Below are 16,427 nucleotides of genomic sequence, written 5' to 3' on the forward strand. Positions count from 1 at the left end.
GTTCCCGACGAGCCTGCCAACCAATCACGACACCCGCTGTCGTGTATTTCGATAGGGTTCGCCCATGCGCGCCGACCGGCTGGTCTCGCTGGTGCTGCTGCTGCGCCGGCACGGCCGGATGTCCGCGGCCGCACTCGCCCGCGAGCTGGAGGTCTCCGCCCGCACCGTGCAGCGCGACATCGAGGCGCTGTCCGCGGCCGGCGTCCCGGTCTACGCCGAACGCGGCCGGCACGGCGGGTTCGCGCTGCTGCCCGGCTTCCGGACCGAGCTCACCGGGCTCAACCACGACGAGGCCCTCGCCCTGCTGGTCGCGGGATCACGGCGCGGCGCCCAGGCCTTCGGCCTCGGCGCGGCCCTCGCCTCGGCCATGCGCAAGGTGGTCGACGCCCTGCCCGAAAGCGACCGGGCCGCCGCCGCCGACGCCGCCCGGCGGCTGCTCATCGACCCCGAGACCGACCTCCTCGCCCGCCCCGCGGCCGCCGAGGAGGCGCCCGGGGGCGCGATGGCCGGTGTCCGCCGCGCGGTGCTCGCCGGCCGCCGGCTGCGCATCCGCTACGCGGCCGCCGGCCGGGACCCCGAATGGCGCACCGTGGACCCGATCGGACTGGTCACCGTGCGGGGCCGGGGCTACCTGCTGGCCACCCGGGCCGGCCAGGACCGCACCTACCGGCTCTCCCGGGTCCTGGACGCCGAGGAGCTGACCGAACCCGCGCAGCGCCCGGACCGGGTCGACCTGGACCGCGCCTGGAAGGAGCGCAGCACCCGGTTCCGGACCGGCGGCGACCGGGTCGACGTGGTGGCGCGGGTGGCCCCGGAGCGCCGGGAGGACCTGGCCGGCACCGCCCTGGCCGTCGGCGCCGAAGAACCCGAGCCCGACGGCCGGCTCCGGCTGGAGCTGGCCTTCCAGGACGCCAGGCACGCCGAATGGGCGCTGTGGCGGCTCGCCGCGGACGCCGAGGCCCTCTCCCCGCAGTGGCTGCGCACCCGCCTGCGCGACCGCGCCGCCGCGATCGCCGCCCGCTACGCGGCGCCGCCGGACCCGCCCGGCCGGGGCGGGGAGGGCCGGTAGCGGGCCCCGGTGCGCACCCGCCCGCCGCACCCCGGTTTTTGCGGTTTCCGCAAAGAACTTCGCCACCCGGCCGCCTCCGGGGCCAGATTGGCCCCGGAGGTGGTCACCATGACCCGCGACAGGAACAGGACCGGAACCGCCCGCGGCGGAGCGCCCCGGCCGGGCGGAGCGCGACCGGGCACCGCCCCCGGCACCCGCCGGGCACCGCAGGAGGACGCCGCCCCGTTCTCCCCCGCCGCCGAGGCCCGCATCCGCACCCAGGTCCTCGGCGACCGGCGGCACGGCCTGTGACCGCCCGCGCAAGGCGGGCGCCCCGCGAAGCAGAGGACAAGAGCAGCGGCATGGACACGCACCCCCTGGAGGAGACCCACCGCGACCGGGGCTCCCCCCGCGCCCCCGCCCCGCTGCTGGTCGCCGAGGCCTCCGGCCTGGAACCCGGGCAGGCCCTCGACGCCGGCTGCGGCGAAGGCGCCGACGCGCTCTGGCTGGCCCGGCGCGGCTGGAAGGTCACCGCCGTCGACCTCTCCCGGGCGGCCCTGCGCCGCGCCGCCGCCGCCTCCGCCGACGTCGCCGGCCGGATCGCCTGGGCCTGCGGCGACCTGAACGAGGCGCCCCCGCCGCCCGCCTCCTTCGACCTGGTCTGGCTCCACCACTTCCCGGTCCCCCGCCGGCCGGGCCACACCGCGCTGCGCGGCCTGCTGGACGCCGTCGCCCCCGGCGGCACCCTGCTGTTCGCTGCCCGCCGCCCCGGACAGGGCTCCGGCCCCGCCGGCCACTACCGGCCCGCCGACGCCGCCGCCCTCCTCGGCGGCGGCTGGACCGTCCTGGCCCGCGGCGGCACCGTCCTGCGGGCGCGGCGCGACCGGTAGCCGGCCCGGGGCCTCCCCGGCGCGCCCCGAGGAGGCCCCGGGCCGGCGGGCGCGCCCGCGCCGCCGGTGACCCGCACCACCGCCCCGGCCCGGCCGCCCCCGGACGAGCACCCGCTTTTTGGTCGATTTCCACAACTCGCGCCGCTCAGCGTGAGCGGATTACGACATGGCACCGCCCCCCGCCAGACGAAAGGCTGGAACACTGCCGGGGGACCACCACCCCCCCCGGCTCGCACATCATCGGTCTATGAGGAGGGCTCGGTCTGGTGTTCAGTCGTGTCGCCATCGTCAACCGTGGTGAGGCAGCAATGCGCCTCATCCACGCCGTACGGGACATCGCCGCGGAGACCGGGACCCGGATCGAGACCGTCGCCCTGTACACCGACGTCGACCGCGCGGCCGCCTTCGTCCGCGAAGCCGACCTCGCCTACGACCTCGGCCCCGCCTCCGCCCGCCCCTACCTCGACCTCAAGGCGCTGGAGCGCGCCCTGACCGCCACCGGCGCCGACGCCGCCTGGGTCGGCTGGGGCTTCGTCGCCGAAGACCCCGCCTTCGCCGAACTGTGCGAGCAGATCGGCGTCGCCTTCGTCGGCCCCTCCCCCGACGCCATGCGCAAGCTCGGCGACAAGATCGGCGCCAAGCTCATCGCCGAAGAGGTCGGCGTCCCCGTCGCCCCCTGGAGCCGCGGCGCCGTGGAGACCCTCGACGACGCCCTGGCCTCCGCCGCCGGGATCGGCTACCCGCTCATGCTCAAGGCCACCGCCGGCGGCGGCGGCCGCGGCATCCGCGTCATCACCGGCCCCGACGAGCTCGCCGACGCCTACGAGCGCACCAGCCAGGAGGCCGCCCGCGCCTTCGGCAGCGGCACCGTCTTCCTGGAGCGCCTGGTCACCGGCGCCCGCCACGTCGAAGTGCAGGTCATCGCCGACGGCCAGGGCACCGCCTGGGCCCTGGGCGTGCGCGACTGCTCGGTGCAGCGCCGCAACCAGAAGATCATCGAGGAATCGGCCTCCCCGGTGCTCACCCCCGCCCAGGCCGCCGAACTCAAGGCCTCCGCCGAGCGCCTGGCCGTCGCCGTCGGCTACCGCGGCGCCGCCACCGTCGAGTTCCTCTACCACCCCGCCGACGAGCTCTTCGCGTTCCTGGAGGTCAACACCCGCCTCCAGGTCGAGCACCCCATCACCGAGGCCACCACCGGCTTCGACCTGGTCAAGGCCCAGCTGCACGTGGCCTCCGGCGGCACCCTCCAAGGCCGCCCGCCCGCCGAGCGCGGCCACGCCGTGGAGGCCCGCCTCAACGCCGAGGACCCCGACCGCGACTTCGCCCCCTCCCCCGGGCGCATCGCCCGCCTCGACCTGCCCGCCGGCCCCGGCATCCGGGTCGACACCGGCGTCACCGAGGGCGACACCATCCCCGCCGACTTCGACTCGATGATCGCCAAGATCATCGCCTACGGCCGCGACCGCGACGAGGCCCTGGGCCGGCTGCGCCGCGCCATGGCCCAGACCACCGTCATCATCGAGGGCGGCGCCACCAACAAGAGCTTCGTCCTGGACCTGCTCGACCGCCCCGAGGTCACCGGCGCCACCGCCGACACCGGCTGGATCGACCGCGTCCGCGCCGAAGGCGGCCTCGTCTCCCACCGCCACTCCGCCGTCGCCCTGGCCGCCGCGGCCATCGAGGCCTACGAAGAGGAGGAGCGCGCCGAACGCCGCCGCCTGCTCTCCACCGCCTTCGGCGGCCGCCCCCAGGTCCAGCACGAGAGCGGCCGCCCCCTCGACCTCAAACTCCGCGGCACCGGCTACCGGGTGCGCGTCGCCCGCACCGGAGCCCACCGCTTCCGCGTCGGCATCGAAGCCGGCGACCAGGCCCGCACCGCCGACGTCGAACTCGACCGCTACGACCGGCACACCGGCCAGATCACCGTCAACGGCGCCCGCTACCGGCTGCTCACCGACACCCACGGCCCCGTCCACCTGGTCGAGGTGGACGGCACCACCCACCGCGTCAGCCGCGACGAGGGCGGCGTGCTGCGCTCCCCCACCCCCGCCCTGGTCATCGCCACCCCGCTGGAGGTCGGCGCCGAGGTCGAGGCCGGCGCCCCCGTGCTGGTGCTGGAGTCCATGAAGATGGAGACGGTGCTGCGCGCACCGTTCAAGGCCCGCCTCAAGGAGTGCGCGGTCTCGGTCGGCAGCCAGGTGGAGACCGGCGCCCCGCTGCTGCGCCTGGAGCCCCTCACCGACGGCGGCGACACCGAGGAGACCGCCGCCGAACCCGTCGAGCTGGACCTGCCCGCCGCCCCCGGCGGCGCCCCCGCCGCCCAGCTGCTCGCCCGCGCCCGCGAGGACCTGCACGGCCTGCTCCTCGGCTTCGACGCCGACCCCCACGACCGCAACCGCCCGCTCCAGGACTACCTCGCCGCGCGCCGCGACGCCGCTCAGCAGGGCCACCGCGTCCTTCCCGGCGAACTGGACCTCCTCGGCGTCTTCGCCGACCTCGCCGAACTCAGCCGCAACCGCCCCTCCGGGGAGGACGACGCCGGCGCCGACGACCGCGTGCACAGCGCCCGCGAGCACCTCCACGCCTACCTGCAGAGCCTCGACGTGGAGCGCGCCGGCCTTCCGGAGTCCTTCCAGGCCAAGCTGGCCACCGCCCTGGCCCACTACGGCATCGACGACCTGGAGCGCACCCCCGAGCTGGAGGCCGCGGTCTTCCGCATCTTCCTCGCCCAGCAGCGCGCCGCCGCCGACGCCGGCACCGTCGCCGCGCTGCTGCGCACCTGGCTGAGCGAACCCCAGCCCGACGAGACGCTGCGCGAACCCGCCGGCCTGGCCCTGGAGCGCCTCATCGCCGCCACCCAGGTCCGCTTCCCCGCCGTCGCCGACCTGGCCCGCGGCGTGGTCTTCGCCTGGTTCGGCCAGCCCCTGCTGCGCCGCAACCGCGCCCGCGTCTACGCCGACGTCCGCCGCCACCTGCGCCACCTGGACGCCCGCCCCGACGCCGCCGACCGCGCCGAGCGCATCGAGGAGATGGTCCGCACCACCGAACCCCTGGTGCGCCTGCTCGGCCGCCGCCTCACCCGCGACGGCCTGGACAACTCCGCCATGCTGGAGGTCCTCACCCGCCGCTACTACGGCTCCAAGGCCATCACCGCGGTGCACACCACCCGCGCCGCCGACTGCACCTTCGTCCTCGCCGAGCGGACCGACGGCACCCGCGTGGTGTCGGCCGCCGCCGCCTTCGACGCCCTCGGCCGCGCCCTGGACGGGCTGGCCGGCCAGGCCCGCGGCACCCGCCCGGTCGACGCCGACATCTACCTGTCCTGGGAGAACCAGCCCGCCGACCCCGACGCGATGGCCGCCGCCCTGCTCGAGGTGATCGGCGCCCACCCCCTGCCCGAGCAGGTCCGCAGGATCACCACCACCGTCGCCGGCAGCCGCGGCGCGGTGATGCACCACCACTTCACCTTCCACCCCTCCCCCGAGGGCACCGCCGAGCACCGCCTCATCCGCGGCCTGCACCCCCACATCGCCCGCCGCATGCAGATGGAGCGGTTCGGCGCCTTCGACCTCACCCGGCTGCCCTCCGCCGACGAAGAGGTCTACCTCTACCAGGCCGTCGCCAAGGACAACCCCTCCGACGACCGCCTGGTGGCCTTCGCCCAGGTCCGCGACCTCACCGCGCTGCGCGAGGCCGACGGCCGCCTGGTCGCCCTGCCCACCGCGGAGGAGACCGTCGCCGCCTGCCTGGACTCCATCCGCCGCGCCCAGGCCCGCCGGCCCGCCAAGAGGCGCTTCCCCACCAACCGGATCGTCGTCTACGTCTGGCCCTCCAGCGACCTCACCCGCGCCGAACTGGAGATGCTCACCAAGCGCGTGCTGCCCACCTCCGCCGGCGCCGACCTGGAAGAGGTCCTGTTCATCGCGCGCCGCCGCGACCCCGGCACCGGCGAGCAGGCCGAGGTCGCCGTGCGCATCGCCTTCGACGCCGCCGGCGGCACCGAGCTGACCATCGGCGAACCCGCCACCGACCCGGTCGAACCGGTCGACGGCTACCGGCAGAAGGTGCTGCGCGCCGCCGCCCGCAACACCGTCTACCCCTACGAGCTGACCGGCATGCTCGGCGACTTCACCGAGTACGACCTGGACGAGGGCCACGCCCTGGTGCCGGTGGAGCGCCCCAAGGGCTCCAACACCGCCGCACTGGTGGCGGGCGTGGTCACCACCCCCACCCCGCGCCACCCCCAGGGCGTCACCCGGGTGGTGCTGCTGGGCGACCCCACCAAGTCGCTGGGCGCGCTCTCGGAACCGGAGTGCCGCCGGGTGATCGCCGCCCTGGACCTGGCCGAGCAGATGCGCGTCCCCCTGGAGTGGTACGCCCTCTCCTCCGGCGCCCGCATCTCCATGTCCTCGGGCACCGAGAACATGGACTGGGTGGCCGCCGCCCTCAAGCGCATCGTGGAGTTCACCCAGGACGGCGGCGAGATCAACATCGTCGTCGCCGGCATCAACGTCGGCGCCCAGCCCTACTGGAACGCCGAGGCCACGATGCTCATGCACACCAAGGGCGTCCTGGTGATGACCCCCGACTCGGCGATGGTGCTCACCGGCAAGCAGTCCCTGGACTTCTCCGGCGGGGTGTCGGCCGAGGACAACTTCGGCATCGGCGGCTACGACCGGGTCATGGGCCCCAACGGCCAGGCCCAGTACTGGGCGCCCGACCTGCCCGCCGCCCGCGACGTGCTGATGTCCCACTACGACCACGCCTACATCGCCCCCGGCGAGCGCGCCCCGCGCCGCGCCGCCACCACCGACCCCCGCGACCGCGACGTCCGCCCCTTCCCCCACACCGCCGAGGGCAGCGACTTCGCCACCGTCGGCGAGATCTTCTCCGCCGAGCACAACCCCGACCGCAAGAAGCCCTTCGACATCCGCACCGTGATGCGCGCCGTCTCCGACCAGGACCACCCGGTGCTGGAGCGCTGGGCGGGCATGGCCGACGCCGAGACCGCCGCGGTGCAGGACGTGCACATGGGCGGCATCCCGGTGTGCCTGCTGGGCATCGAGTCCCGCTCGGTGGCCCGGCGCGGCTTCCCGCCCACCGACGGCCCCGACGCCTACACCGCCGGCACCCTGTTCCCCCGCTCCTCGAAGAAGGCCGCCCGGGCGATCAACGCCGCCAGCGGCAACCGGCCGCTGGTGGTGCTGGCCAACCTGTCCGGGTTCGACGGCTCCCCGGAGTCGATGCGCAAGCTGCAGCTGGAGTACGGCGCCGAGATCGGCCGCGCGATCGTCAACTTCCGCGGCCCCATCGTGTTCTGCGTGATCTCCCGCTACCACGGCGGCGCGTTCGTGGTCTTCTCCAAGGCCCTCAACCCGGACATGACCGTGCTGGCGCTGGAGGGCTCCTACGCCTCGGTGCTGGGCGGCGCGCCGGCCGCCGCGGTGGTCTTCGCCCGCGACGTCGACGCCCGCACCGCCGCCGACGAGCGGGTCACCGCCCTGGAGGCGCGCGCCGCCGCGGCCTCCGGCGCGGACAGGGCCGCGCTCACCGCGGAGCTGGACGAGCTGCGCTCGGCGGTGCGCGCGGAGAAGCTCGGCGAGGTGGCCACCGAGTTCGACCGGGTGCACGACATCCGCCGCGCGGTGGAGGTCGGCTCGGTGGACGCGGTGATCGGCGCGGCCGAGCTGCGGCCCCGCATCATCGAGGCGATCGAGGCCCGCCTGGGCTGACCCGGCCCCGGACGGACCCGGCCCCCGCCCCCGGACGCTTCGGCGCCCTGGGGCGGGGGCCTTTCCGTTCCCGGACGGCCCGGTGGGCCCCGGCGCGGCCTGGGGCCCTGCCCCGGCCGCACCGGGGGGGCGGGCGGGCCCCGCCCGGTCAGTCCCTGGCGTAGTGCAGGCCGATCGCGCCGTCGGGCAGCGTGGTGGACTGCACCAGCCTCCACTCCGAGGCCGGAAGCCCCTCGCCGAACAGGCGCAGGCCGCCGCCCAGCAGCACCGGGACCACCGCGAACCGCAGGTCGTCGACCAGGTCCGCGGCCAGCAGCGCCCGGATGACGCTGGCGCTGTTGACCGCCAGGATGTCCCGGCCGGGGGCCTCCCTCAGGGACTTGACCTCGGCCTCCAGGTCGCGGGCGATCCGGGTGTTGGCCCATTCGGCCGTCTCCAGGGTGCGGGAGAGCACCACCTTCTCCACCGAGTCCAGGAACAGGCCGAGGTCCCGGTTGCGGGGCCCGGTGGCCGGGTCCCGGGTGATGGCGGGCCACACAGAGTGGAAGCCCTCGTAGTTCGTGCGGCCCATCAGCAGCGTGCTCGCGCCGCGCCAGATCGATTCGAAGTGGGCGGCCGACGCCTCGTGGGCCACGTGCCGGTAGAGCCAGTCGTCGCCGGCGGTGCCCTCAGGGCCGCTGGTGTATCCGTCCATGGACATCGTCACCCAGGCGACGACGCGCCGCTTCCGCTGGGTCATGGGGGTCCTCCTCGGGGTGCGGGTGTTCGGGGGTCGGGCGCTCACCCGGCGGCGGGCGCCCCCTGCGGGGCGGGCCGGTAGCACAGGCGGACCACGCCGGAGGGGAAGGTCGTGGTGGAGACGGGCTCCAGCCGGACGGGGCCGATGCCCTCGAAGATCCGCGGCCCGGAGTCCCACAGGTAGGGGCTGACGGTGAACCAGAACTCGTCGACCAGGCCGCCGGCGATGAGGCCGCGGGCCAGTTCCCCGGCGCAGGGGACGATGAGGTCGCCGGAGTGCTCCTCCTTGAGGGCCTTCACCGCGCCGGCGGGGTCGCCTTCCAGCAGGGCGGCGTTCCACTCCAGCGGTCCGCTCAGGGTCCGGGAGGCCACGTACTTGGGCATGGAGTTCATCCGGGCGGCGTAGGCCTCGAACCCGGGGGCGCCGGCCAGGGCGGGCCAGGCCTTGGACAGCCCCTCGTAGGTCCTGCGGCCCAGCACCATGGCGTCGGCGGCCCGCCACATCTCCAGCCCGGCCTGCATGCTGTGGGGGTCGGTGACCAGCCACCCGCCGTGCGCTTCGGGCGCCGGCGCCTCGAAGGCGCCGTTGGCGGTCATGCCGGTGTTGATGATCAGGCGTCCCACGGTGTGCTCCTGTCAGGGGGTGTCGGTGCCGATGCTCGCGGCGAGCGCGTCGAGGCTCTGGCCGAAGCCGGTCTCGATGCCGGCGATGAAGTCGGCGGAAGGGGAGGTGCTGTCGGTGATCCGGTACTCCACCCGTAGGTCGGTGCCGGCCCCGGCGGGCCGCAGCCGGTGGTCGACGCGGGCGGTGAAGGCAGGGGAGCCGTCGGGCAGCAGCGGGGAGAGCCGGTAGGCCAGGTGCTCGCCGGGGGAGGCCAGCTCCACGGTGCCCTCGGCGCGCCCGGCGACGGGGTCGGTGCCGCCGGTGTCCTCGGTGTCGCGGTACTCCAGGACGATCCGCCCGCCCGGCGCGGCGTCGAAGGCCAGCCCGGAGACGCGCAGGTCCTGCGGCGCCCACCAGCGGGCGAGCAGGTCGGGCTCGGTGAGGTGGCGCCAGACCTCGCCGGGGCCGGCGGCCAGGGACCGGTGGAAGGCGAAGGAGCGGCCGTCGGCCCACCCCGGGCCCTGCTCGGCGGCGAGCCGCTCGGTGCGCAGGCTGCGCCGGTGGCGGTCGAAGGCGCTGCCGGGGCCGCCGGTCCGCTCGGCGGCTTCGGCGAGGCGGTCGAGTTCGGCGGCCAGCTCGCGCAGCGGGCCGGCGCGCAGCGCGTAGACGCGGCGCCGGCCGGTGCGCTGGGAGGTGACGGCGCCGGCGCGCTCCAGGGCCTGCAGGTGCTTGGTGGTCTGCGGCTGGCGGGCCCCGGCGAGTTCGGCGAGGACGCCGACCGGGCGGGGCCGTTCGGCGAGCAGGTTCACGAGCCGCCACCGGGCCGGGTCGGCCAGGGCGGCGAGGAGTCCGTCCATGCCCGGAAGTATTCACCGCAGAGAATATTCGTGTCAAGGAATCTTTCGGGGGGGATCTCCGGGGCCCTCCCGCCCGCCCTCTCTGCACCTACAGGCATGTGCGACCGGGGGGGCGTGGACACCAGGGAACGACTCATCGAAAGCACCCGCGAACCGCTGTGGGAGCGCGGCCGCACCGGCACCGGCCCCAGGGCCGTCCAGCAGCGCGCCGGCGCCGGCCAGGGCAGCATGTACCACCACTTCAGCGGCAAGCCCGACCTGGCGCTGGCCGCCATCGAACGCAGCGCCGAAGAGCTGAGGGACCGGGCCGAGGCCGAGTTCTCCGCCCCGGCACCCCCCTGCAGCGGATCACCGCCTACCTGCTCCGGGAGCGCTACGCCCTCAAGGGCTGCCCCGTCGGCCGGCTGACCCAGGACCCCGACGTGATGGCCGACCCCGCCCTGCGCGCACCGGTGCAGGAGGCGTTCTCCTGGCTGACCGGGCGCCTGGCCGCCCTGCTGGCCCAGGCCCGCGCCGCCGGCGAGGTGGACGCCGGCCTGGACCCCGCCGCCACCGCCGCCGCCCTGGCCGCGGTGCTGCAGGGCGGCTACGTCCTGGCCCGCGCCTCCGGCTCGGCCCAGGCCCAGGCCCGCGCCGTCGAAGGCGCCCTGGCCCTGCTCGCCCCCCCCGCCGCCCCTGACCCCGCTCCCGTCCCCGCCCCGGATCCCGGAGGAACCGCCCATGCCCTTCGTCCGCATCGACACCCTGCAGGCCGGCCCCCGGCGCCTCCAGGCGCTGGGCCGCGCCGTGCACGAGGCCCTCGTCGAGACCCTCGGCGTCCCGCCCGAGGACCGCTTCCAGGTCCTCACCGACCACGACGGCCGCTCCGGCGCCCTGCACTGCGACGACCACCTGGGGGTGCACCGCGACGAGGGCATCGCCTACATCGCGATCACCATGCGCGCCGGGCGCACCCCCGACCAGAAGCGGGCGCTGTACCGCAGGATCGCCGAACCGGCCCGCGACCACGCCGGCACCGAACCGCGCAACGTGTTCGTCACCGCCACCGAGAACGCCTCCATCGACTGGTCGCTGGGCGAGGGCGAGGCGCAGTACGCCCCCGCGCCCGCCTGAGCCCCCGGCCCCGCCGGCCGGCGGCTCCCCGGCCGAGCCGCCCGCGGCGCCCTTCCCGGGCCCGGCCGGCGGGCCCAAAGGTCCCGGTCGGGCCCTGCTGCGCGGCCCGGGGCCCGGGCCTCCCTCCGGCGGGGTGCTCAGTCCATCTCCAGGACGGCCTTGCCGTGCAGGCGGCCGGCGCGCAGCGCCTCCACCGCCTCGGCGGCCCTGGACCACGACCCGCGCCAGGCGATGCCGGGGTCCAGCCGCCCCCGGGCGGTCCAGGCGGCGAGCAGCCCCAGGTCCGCGGCCAGGCCGCGCTCGCGCAGCAGGTGGAAGGTGACCAGGGCGCGGTCGTGGCCCTCCTCCCCGAACAGCGCCCCGTGCGAGAACACGTCGTCCGCCCCCGCGGAGTGGCCCACCGCCACCAGGGTCCCGCCCTCCTCCAGCCGGGCGAAGGCCGCCGCCCGCTGCGCGCCGCCGACGTTGTCCAGCACCCCGAAGAACGCCCCGCCCGCCTCGGCGGGCCCGGCGACCACCTCGTCGGCGCCCAGGGCCCGCAGCGCATCCCCCCGGGCGCCCGGGTCGGAGGTGGCGGCGACCACCTCGGCGCCGCCCTGGGCGGCCAGCTGCACCGCGAAGCGCCCCACGCCCCCGCCGGCGCCGGTGACCAGGACGCGCCGCCCCAGGATCGGGCCCATCCGGCGCAGCGCCCGCAGCGCGCTGGCCGCGGCCACCGGGAGGGTGCCCAGCGCACCGGGGTCGGCACCCTGGGGCGCGGCGCCGATCAGGGCGGTGGGCACCGCCCGCAGCTCGGCCCAGCCCCCGTCCGGGGCGAGGGTGGTGACGGGGGCGCCCTCCGGGGGGCCGGACCCGTCGGCGGCCGGGCGGACCACGGTCCCGGCGGCGTCCCAGCCGAGCACCGCGCCCGGCCGGGCCCGGTCCAGCCCGTGGACGGCCTCGCCGTGGTTGAGCGAGGCCGCCTGGACGCGGATCAGCGCCTGGCCGGGGGCGGGGACCGGGTCGGGGGCCTCGGCCAGGCGCAGGGCGCCGGGGCGGGAGCGGTCGACGATGAGTGCTCGCACGGGTCTTCTCCTCGGGGAGGGGGCGGCTCGACGCCCCCAATTTGATACCCGGTCTCAAAAGAAGTCAAGTCGCACAAGAGACTCGGTTTCGAATATGATCGGGTCGCAGGAACCGGGTACCCTGGTGCGGATGGACGCCCCTGCCGAACGGCACCTGCCGCTGCGCGAACGCAAAAAACTGCGCACCCGCCGCGCCCTGGCCCACGCCGCACAGGAACTGTTCACCCGCCACGGCTACGACCACGTCACCCTCGACCGCATCGCCGAGCGCGCCGAGGTCTCCCGCGCCACCTTCTTCCGCGTGTACTCCTCCAAAGAAGACGTCGCCATCGCCGCGGAAAAAGAATTCTGGGCCGCCTACCAGCAGGAACTCGCCGACCACCCCCCGCGCGGCCACCTCCTCCGCGCCCTGCGCGACGCACTGCCGACCACCCTGGACCACATGAGCGACGACTGGGAGGCCCGCTTCCTCGCCGGCAGGCGCCTCGCCGGCACCGCCCCCGCCGTCGCCGCGCACAGCCTGCAGCACTGCGCCGAACGCACCCGCGCCATCCTCACCGACCTCGCCGCCCTGCCCGGCCTGCCCCCCGCCCGCGACCTGCACCTGCGCCTGTGCCTGCAGGCCATGCTCGACGCCTGGCACTGCGCCGTCGACGACTGGGCCGCCGCCGAAACCCCCGACCGCGCCCGCCTCACCGCCCAGATCACCCGCGCCTTCGACGCCCTGCCCGCCGCCCTGGAGACCACCGCCGCACCCCCGGCCGACTGACCCGCCCCCGGCTCAGCGCACCGACGCCACCAGCTCCTCGGCCTCCCGCACGATCCGCGCCAACCGCCCGCGGTGCGCACCCGGCCAGTACACCCGCCCGCACCCCCCGCACCGCGCGAACACCTCATAGCAGGCCCGGGTGCCCGCCTCCAGCTCCGCGGCCACCTCCTCGGCCGCCGCCCGCACCAGCAGCCCGTTGCAGGCCGGACACCGCGTCCACGGCGCCAACGGCGGCGCGAACCGCCCCAACACCTCCCGCAGCTGCTCCTCCGGCCGCTCCGCCCGCACATGCCCGCCCGCCGGCAGCGCACGCCGGCACAGCAGCCCCCGGTCCCGGGTCAGCAGCACCCGCCGCTCGGCCGCGGCCTGCCGCACCAGCGAAGCGTCATCCCGGTCGTTGTCATAGGCGGTGTCCACGCCCAGCAGCCGCAACCGCCGCGCCAGCGTCCCCAGATGCACGTCCAGCAGGAACCGCACCCGCGCGAACGGCACCGGCTGGGGCCACGACACCCCCTCCACCTCCACCGCCCGCCCCGGCACCGGCCTGTACCCCGCCCCCACCTCGCGCCCGCCGGCCCGCAGCACCCCCACCTCGGTCAGCGGCACCCCCAGCGACTGCACCAGGTGCCCCAGCGGCGCACCGGCGTCGCAGACCGCCCGCACCCGCTCCCCCCGGTGCCGCGGCCGCAGGAAGAACCGCAGCTCCGGGGAGAAGCGCACCACCACCTCGCGGCGTTCCACCCTCCGAGGATGGCACGCCCCGCCCTCGGCCGGATCCGGCCGGGAAGGCGCAGCGAACGGAGCGGAGAAAAAGAGCGGCGCCCCGGAGAACAACCGCGCGGCCTCCCCAATCCCGCCCGAGAAGGCCGAACGGCCGCGATGATCGTCCCCCCATTCTCCGGTAGGCTCCCGGACCACCCGCGAACCGGGCGCCGGCCGCGTCCGCGCCACCGGCACCCACGGCGAACTGCCCGCCCGCGACCCCCTGCACGCGAGCCTGGTCGACGCGCTGCGCATCGCCGGCGACCGCGGACAAGAACCGGCCGCGCAATGAACACCCGCCCGCGGCCGCCCTCACACCTGCCCCGGCGCACCCGACCCCGCACCGGCCACCCCCACCGACGCCGCCGCACGCGCACCCAGCACCGACGCCGCCAACCCCACCGGCACCGCCGCACCCACCACCACCGAGACCCGCACCCACGGCAGCGCCACCACCGCATCCGGAACCGACGCCACCGCACCCAAAGCCCCGAACACCACCCCCACCCCGACCCCCAGCACCGCACCCGTCACCGACACCACGACCCCCTCCGCCGCCAGCACCCCGCCCAGCGCCCCCCGCGACAACCCCAGCGCACGCAGCAGCGCGAACTCCCCCGCCCGCTCACCCGCCGACAGCGCCAACGTGTTCGCCGCCCCCAGCACCGCGATCACCACCGCCGCACCCGCCAGGCACACCACCACCACGAAGATCGAATCGAACAACCGGGAGAACTGCGCCCGCTGATCCGCCGCACTGGACACCTCCACCCCCGGGAAATCCGCCACCGCACCCAGCACCGCCCCCCGCAGCTCCGCACCGGCCACCCCGCCGGCGCCCCGCACCAGCAGCACCGCATCCCCCGCACCCGGGAACAGCACCCCGAAATCCCCCGGATCCACCGTCACCCCCGCCATCCCCCCGGGAGCCACCACCGCCGCCACCCGCACCCGCCGCTCACCACCGGGACCCGACACCGCCACAACGTCGCCCACCCCCACCCCCAGCCGCTCCGCCGCACCGGCCTCCACCGCCACCGCACCCGGCCCCACCCCGGCCAGATCCCCCTCCACCACCTCAGAAGAGACGTCCACCCCCACATCGGCGCCCACATACGCCGAGACCTCCACCCCCGCACCCCCCACGCTCCCGCGCCCGGTGCGCACCCGCACCACCCCGCCGACCCGCGGATCCTCCGCCAACCGCTCCGCCAGCGCCCCCGGCACCCGCCGCCCGTCCCCCGGACCCGGCCGCCCCTCCCCGCCGGCCACCGGGAACACCGCATAATCGGCCGGCAGCTCACGCGCCATCACCTGCACCAGCGTCGCCTGGATCGACGCCGCCGCCACCGCATACCCCCCGATCAGGCACGCCCCCACCGCCAGCGCCACCACCGCCGACGCGGCCCGCCGCGGAGCACGCACCACACCGTCGCACGCCAACCGCCACACCACCCACCGCCGGCCCGCGACCGCCCCCACCACCGAGGCCACCCGGCCCACCACCGCCGGCGCCACCGCCATCACCCCGAAAAAGCACAGCACACCCCCCACCGCCACCGCGCACATCGCCCCCGCACCCGGCTCCGCCACCGACCCCGCACCCGCCGCGACACCCGCACCCGCGAACCCCGCGGCCGCGACCACCGCCCGCGCCCGCCCCCACACCGGACCCGAACCGCCCGCCGCACCGGCGCGCAGCGCCTCCACCGGCGCCGTGCGCGTCGCCTCCCACGCCGGCCGCAGCACCGCACCCACCGTCGCGACCACCCCCGCCGCAGCACCCGCCGCCACCGGAACCGCGCCCACCACCGGCTCCACACCGCCCGACACGCCCGCCACCGCGCCGCCGCCCAGAACCAGCGCCCCCGCGGCCGCACCCGCACCCGCCGCGGCCCCCGGAACCGACGCCGCCGCCCCCAGCAGCACCGCCTCGCCCACCGCCGCCGCGAACACCTGCCCCCGGCCCGCACCCAGGCACCGCAGCAGCGCCGTCTCCCGCACCCGCCGCGCCGCCAGCACCGCGAACGTGTTCGACACCACCAGCACCGACACGAACAAGGCCACCCCCGCGAACAGCCCCAGCCCCGCCGACACCGAACGCGCCTGCACCCCGGCCTCCTCGGCCTGCACCTCACCGAACCGCCGGCCCGTCCACACCCGCGCCTCACCGCCCAGCACGCCGGCCACCGCATCGGCCACCCGCTCCTGGGACACCCCCTCCGCACCGCGCACCGCGATCTCGTCCAGCCCCCGCACCCCGGACACCTCCCGGGCCGCCCCGGCCTCCAGCACCACCGCGCCGCGCCGCAGCACCTCGGCCTCCACCCCGAAGTCCACCAGCCCGCTCACCCGGAACGACCGGGTGCGCCCCCCGGCGTCCACCACCCGCACCCCATCGCCCACCCCGAACCCGCCGGCCTCGGCGGTGGTGGTGGCCAGCGCCGCCTCACCCGGAGCCGACGGCAGCGCCCCCGCCGCCACCGGGAACCGCGACACCCGCCCGGGCGCGGCCAGCACCACCGCCGGCGCCTCGCCCAGCCGCCGCCCGCCCGGATCCAGCAGCACCGCGCTCCCCCGGGGCGTGCCGTCGGCGGCGGCGACCTCCTCCAGGCCCCGCACCGCCTCCAGCGCACCCGCCGGGATCCCGCCCGCCTCCTCGGCGGCGGCGACGGCGTCCACCCGTTCGGAGCCGCCCATCACCCGGGCGTCGAAATGCGCCCCCAGGCCGGCGGTGAACACCAGCGTCGCGGTGGTGAACATGGTGCCGAGGGCGATGGCGAGGGCGGTGGTGGCCAGGCGGGTCTTGTGCTGGCGCAGGCCGGCCAGGGTGGTGCGGAGCATGGGGTT

At 76.6% G+C, this 16,427-nt stretch carries 13 protein-coding genes and 1 pseudogene; 8 read left to right on the forward strand and 6 right to left on the reverse strand.

Annotated features, from left to right (window positions below):
- The first annotated feature begins 64 nt into the window (after window positions 1-64).
- The 4 genes from J0910_RS16720 to J0910_RS16735 all read left to right on the forward strand — a co-directional run bounded on the left by J0910_RS16720 (window position 65) and on the right by J0910_RS16735 (window position 7,670).
- A complete protein-coding gene (locus tag J0910_RS16720; RefSeq protein WP_420159451.1) occupies window positions 65-1,069 on the forward strand; it encodes a helix-turn-helix transcriptional regulator in 1,005 nt (334 codons plus the stop codon).
- A gap of 108 nt (window positions 1,070-1,177) precedes the next feature.
- Window positions 1,178-1,360 carry a hypothetical protein gene (locus tag J0910_RS16725; protein ID WP_420159452.1) on the forward strand — a complete coding sequence of 61 codons (183 nt, stop codon included), beginning with the start codon at window positions 1,178-1,180 and terminating at the stop codon, window positions 1,358-1,360.
- A 50-nt stretch (window positions 1,361-1,410) separates the two neighbouring features.
- On the forward strand, window positions 1,411-1,938 hold the full coding sequence (locus J0910_RS16730) for a class I SAM-dependent methyltransferase (protein ID WP_420159453.1): 528 nt from the start codon (window positions 1,411-1,413) through the stop codon (window positions 1,936-1,938).
- Window positions 1,939-2,204: 266 nt separating this feature from the next.
- Window positions 2,205-7,670, forward strand: a complete 5,466-nt coding sequence (locus J0910_RS16735; RefSeq protein ID WP_420159454.1) for an ATP-binding protein — start codon at window positions 2,205-2,207, stop codon at window positions 7,668-7,670.
- 148 nt (window positions 7,671-7,818) lie between these two features.
- Here J0910_RS16735 and J0910_RS16740 read toward each other — a convergent pair whose 3' ends face one another.
- Genes J0910_RS16740 through J0910_RS16750 form a run of 3 tightly spaced genes read right to left on the reverse strand, consistent with a single transcriptional unit; the run spans window position 7,819 to window position 9,869 of the window.
- Window positions 7,819-8,409, reverse strand: a complete 591-nt coding sequence (locus J0910_RS16740) for a dihydrofolate reductase family protein (RefSeq protein ID WP_420159455.1) — start codon at window positions 8,407-8,409, stop codon at window positions 7,819-7,821.
- 41 nt (window positions 8,410-8,450) lie between these two features.
- Window positions 8,451-9,032 carry a dihydrofolate reductase family protein gene (locus tag J0910_RS16745; protein WP_420159456.1) on the reverse strand — a complete coding sequence of 194 codons (582 nt, stop codon included), beginning with the start codon at window positions 9,030-9,032 and terminating at the stop codon, window positions 8,451-8,453.
- A 12-nt stretch (window positions 9,033-9,044) separates the two neighbouring features.
- The gene (locus J0910_RS16750; RefSeq protein ID WP_420159457.1) at window positions 9,045-9,869 is read right to left on the reverse strand and encodes a metalloregulator ArsR/SmtB family transcription factor; all 825 of its coding nucleotides are present in this window, start codon (window positions 9,867-9,869) and stop codon (window positions 9,045-9,047) included.
- 96 nt (window positions 9,870-9,965) lie between these two features.
- Between J0910_RS16750 and J0910_RS16755 the strand changes: the two genes are divergently transcribed.
- The 3 genes and pseudogenes from J0910_RS16755 (at window position 9,966) to J0910_RS16765 (ending at window position 10,982) form a co-directional block, all read left to right on the forward strand.
- A complete protein-coding gene (locus J0910_RS16755) occupies window positions 9,966-10,277 on the forward strand; it encodes a TetR/AcrR family transcriptional regulator (protein WP_420159458.1) in 312 nt (103 codons plus the stop codon).
- 17 nt (window positions 10,278-10,294) lie between these two features.
- Window positions 10,295-10,450 (forward strand): annotated as a pseudogene (locus J0910_RS16760) (TetR family transcriptional regulator C-terminal domain-containing protein); the annotation flags it as partial.
- Window positions 10,451-10,589: 139 nt separating this feature from the next.
- Window positions 10,590-10,982, forward strand: a complete 393-nt coding sequence (locus J0910_RS16765) for a tautomerase family protein (protein WP_420159459.1) — start codon at window positions 10,590-10,592, stop codon at window positions 10,980-10,982.
- A gap of 137 nt (window positions 10,983-11,119) precedes the next feature.
- On the opposite strand, the gene J0910_RS16770 is transcribed toward J0910_RS16765, so the two are convergent.
- Window positions 11,120-12,046 carry a zinc-binding dehydrogenase gene (locus J0910_RS16770; RefSeq protein WP_420159460.1) on the reverse strand — a complete coding sequence of 309 codons (927 nt, stop codon included), beginning with the start codon at window positions 12,044-12,046 and terminating at the stop codon, window positions 11,120-11,122.
- Window positions 12,047-12,176: 130 nt separating this feature from the next.
- On the opposite strand from J0910_RS16770, the gene J0910_RS16775 reads away from it, so the two are divergent.
- Complete coding sequence (locus tag J0910_RS16775; protein ID WP_420159461.1) at window positions 12,177-12,815, forward strand: TetR/AcrR family transcriptional regulator; 639 nt, start codon at window positions 12,177-12,179, stop codon at window positions 12,813-12,815.
- A gap of 12 nt (window positions 12,816-12,827) precedes the next feature.
- Here the strand turns inward: J0910_RS16775 and J0910_RS16780 are convergent, their stop codons facing one another.
- On the reverse strand, window positions 12,828-13,556 hold the full coding sequence (locus J0910_RS16780; RefSeq protein ID WP_420159462.1) for a Mut7-C RNAse domain-containing protein: 729 nt from the start codon (window positions 13,554-13,556) through the stop codon (window positions 12,828-12,830).
- A 333-nt stretch (window positions 13,557-13,889) separates the two neighbouring features.
- Window positions 13,890-16,421: an FtsX-like permease family protein gene (locus J0910_RS16785; protein WP_420159463.1), complete on the reverse strand. Its 2,532-nt coding sequence runs from the start codon at window positions 16,419-16,421 to the stop codon at window positions 13,890-13,892.
- Between the last annotated feature and the right edge of the window lie 6 nt (window positions 16,422-16,427).

The sequence above is a fragment of the Nocardiopsis oceanisediminis genome (assembly GCF_048595525.1).
GTDB classification, from domain to species: Bacteria; Actinomycetota; Actinomycetes; order Streptosporangiales; family Streptosporangiaceae; genus Nocardiopsis_A; species Nocardiopsis_A oceanisediminis.

Bases quoted from the DNA above. Each gene is read 5' to 3' on its own strand.
- J0910_RS16720 (WP_420159451.1), top strand. From the start codon at position 65: ATGCGCGCCGACCGGCTGGTCTCGCTGGTGCTGCTGCTGCGCCGGCAC.
- J0910_RS16725 (WP_420159452.1), top strand. From the start codon at position 1,178: ATGACCCGCGACAGGAACAGGACCGGAACCGCCCGCGGCGGAGCGCCC.
- J0910_RS16730 (WP_420159453.1), top strand. From the start codon at position 1,411: ATGGACACGCACCCCCTGGAGGAGACCCACCGCGACCGGGGCTCCCCC.
- J0910_RS16740 (WP_420159455.1), bottom strand. From the start codon at position 8,409: ATGACCCAGCGGAAGCGGCGCGTCGTCGCCTGGGTGACGATGTCCATG.
- J0910_RS16750 (WP_420159457.1), bottom strand. From the start codon at position 9,869: ATGGACGGACTCCTCGCCGCCCTGGCCGACCCGGCCCGGTGGCGGCTC.
- J0910_RS16755 (WP_420159458.1), top strand. From the start codon at position 9,966: ATGTGCGACCGGGGGGGCGTGGACACCAGGGAACGACTCATCGAAAGC.
- J0910_RS16765 (WP_420159459.1), top strand. From the start codon at position 10,590: ATGCCCTTCGTCCGCATCGACACCCTGCAGGCCGGCCCCCGGCGCCTC.
- J0910_RS16775 (WP_420159461.1), top strand. From the start codon at position 12,177: ATGGACGCCCCTGCCGAACGGCACCTGCCGCTGCGCGAACGCAAAAAA.
- J0910_RS16785 (WP_420159463.1), bottom strand. From the start codon at position 16,421: ATGCTCCGCACCACCCTGGCCGGCCTGCGCCAGCACAAGACCCGCCTG.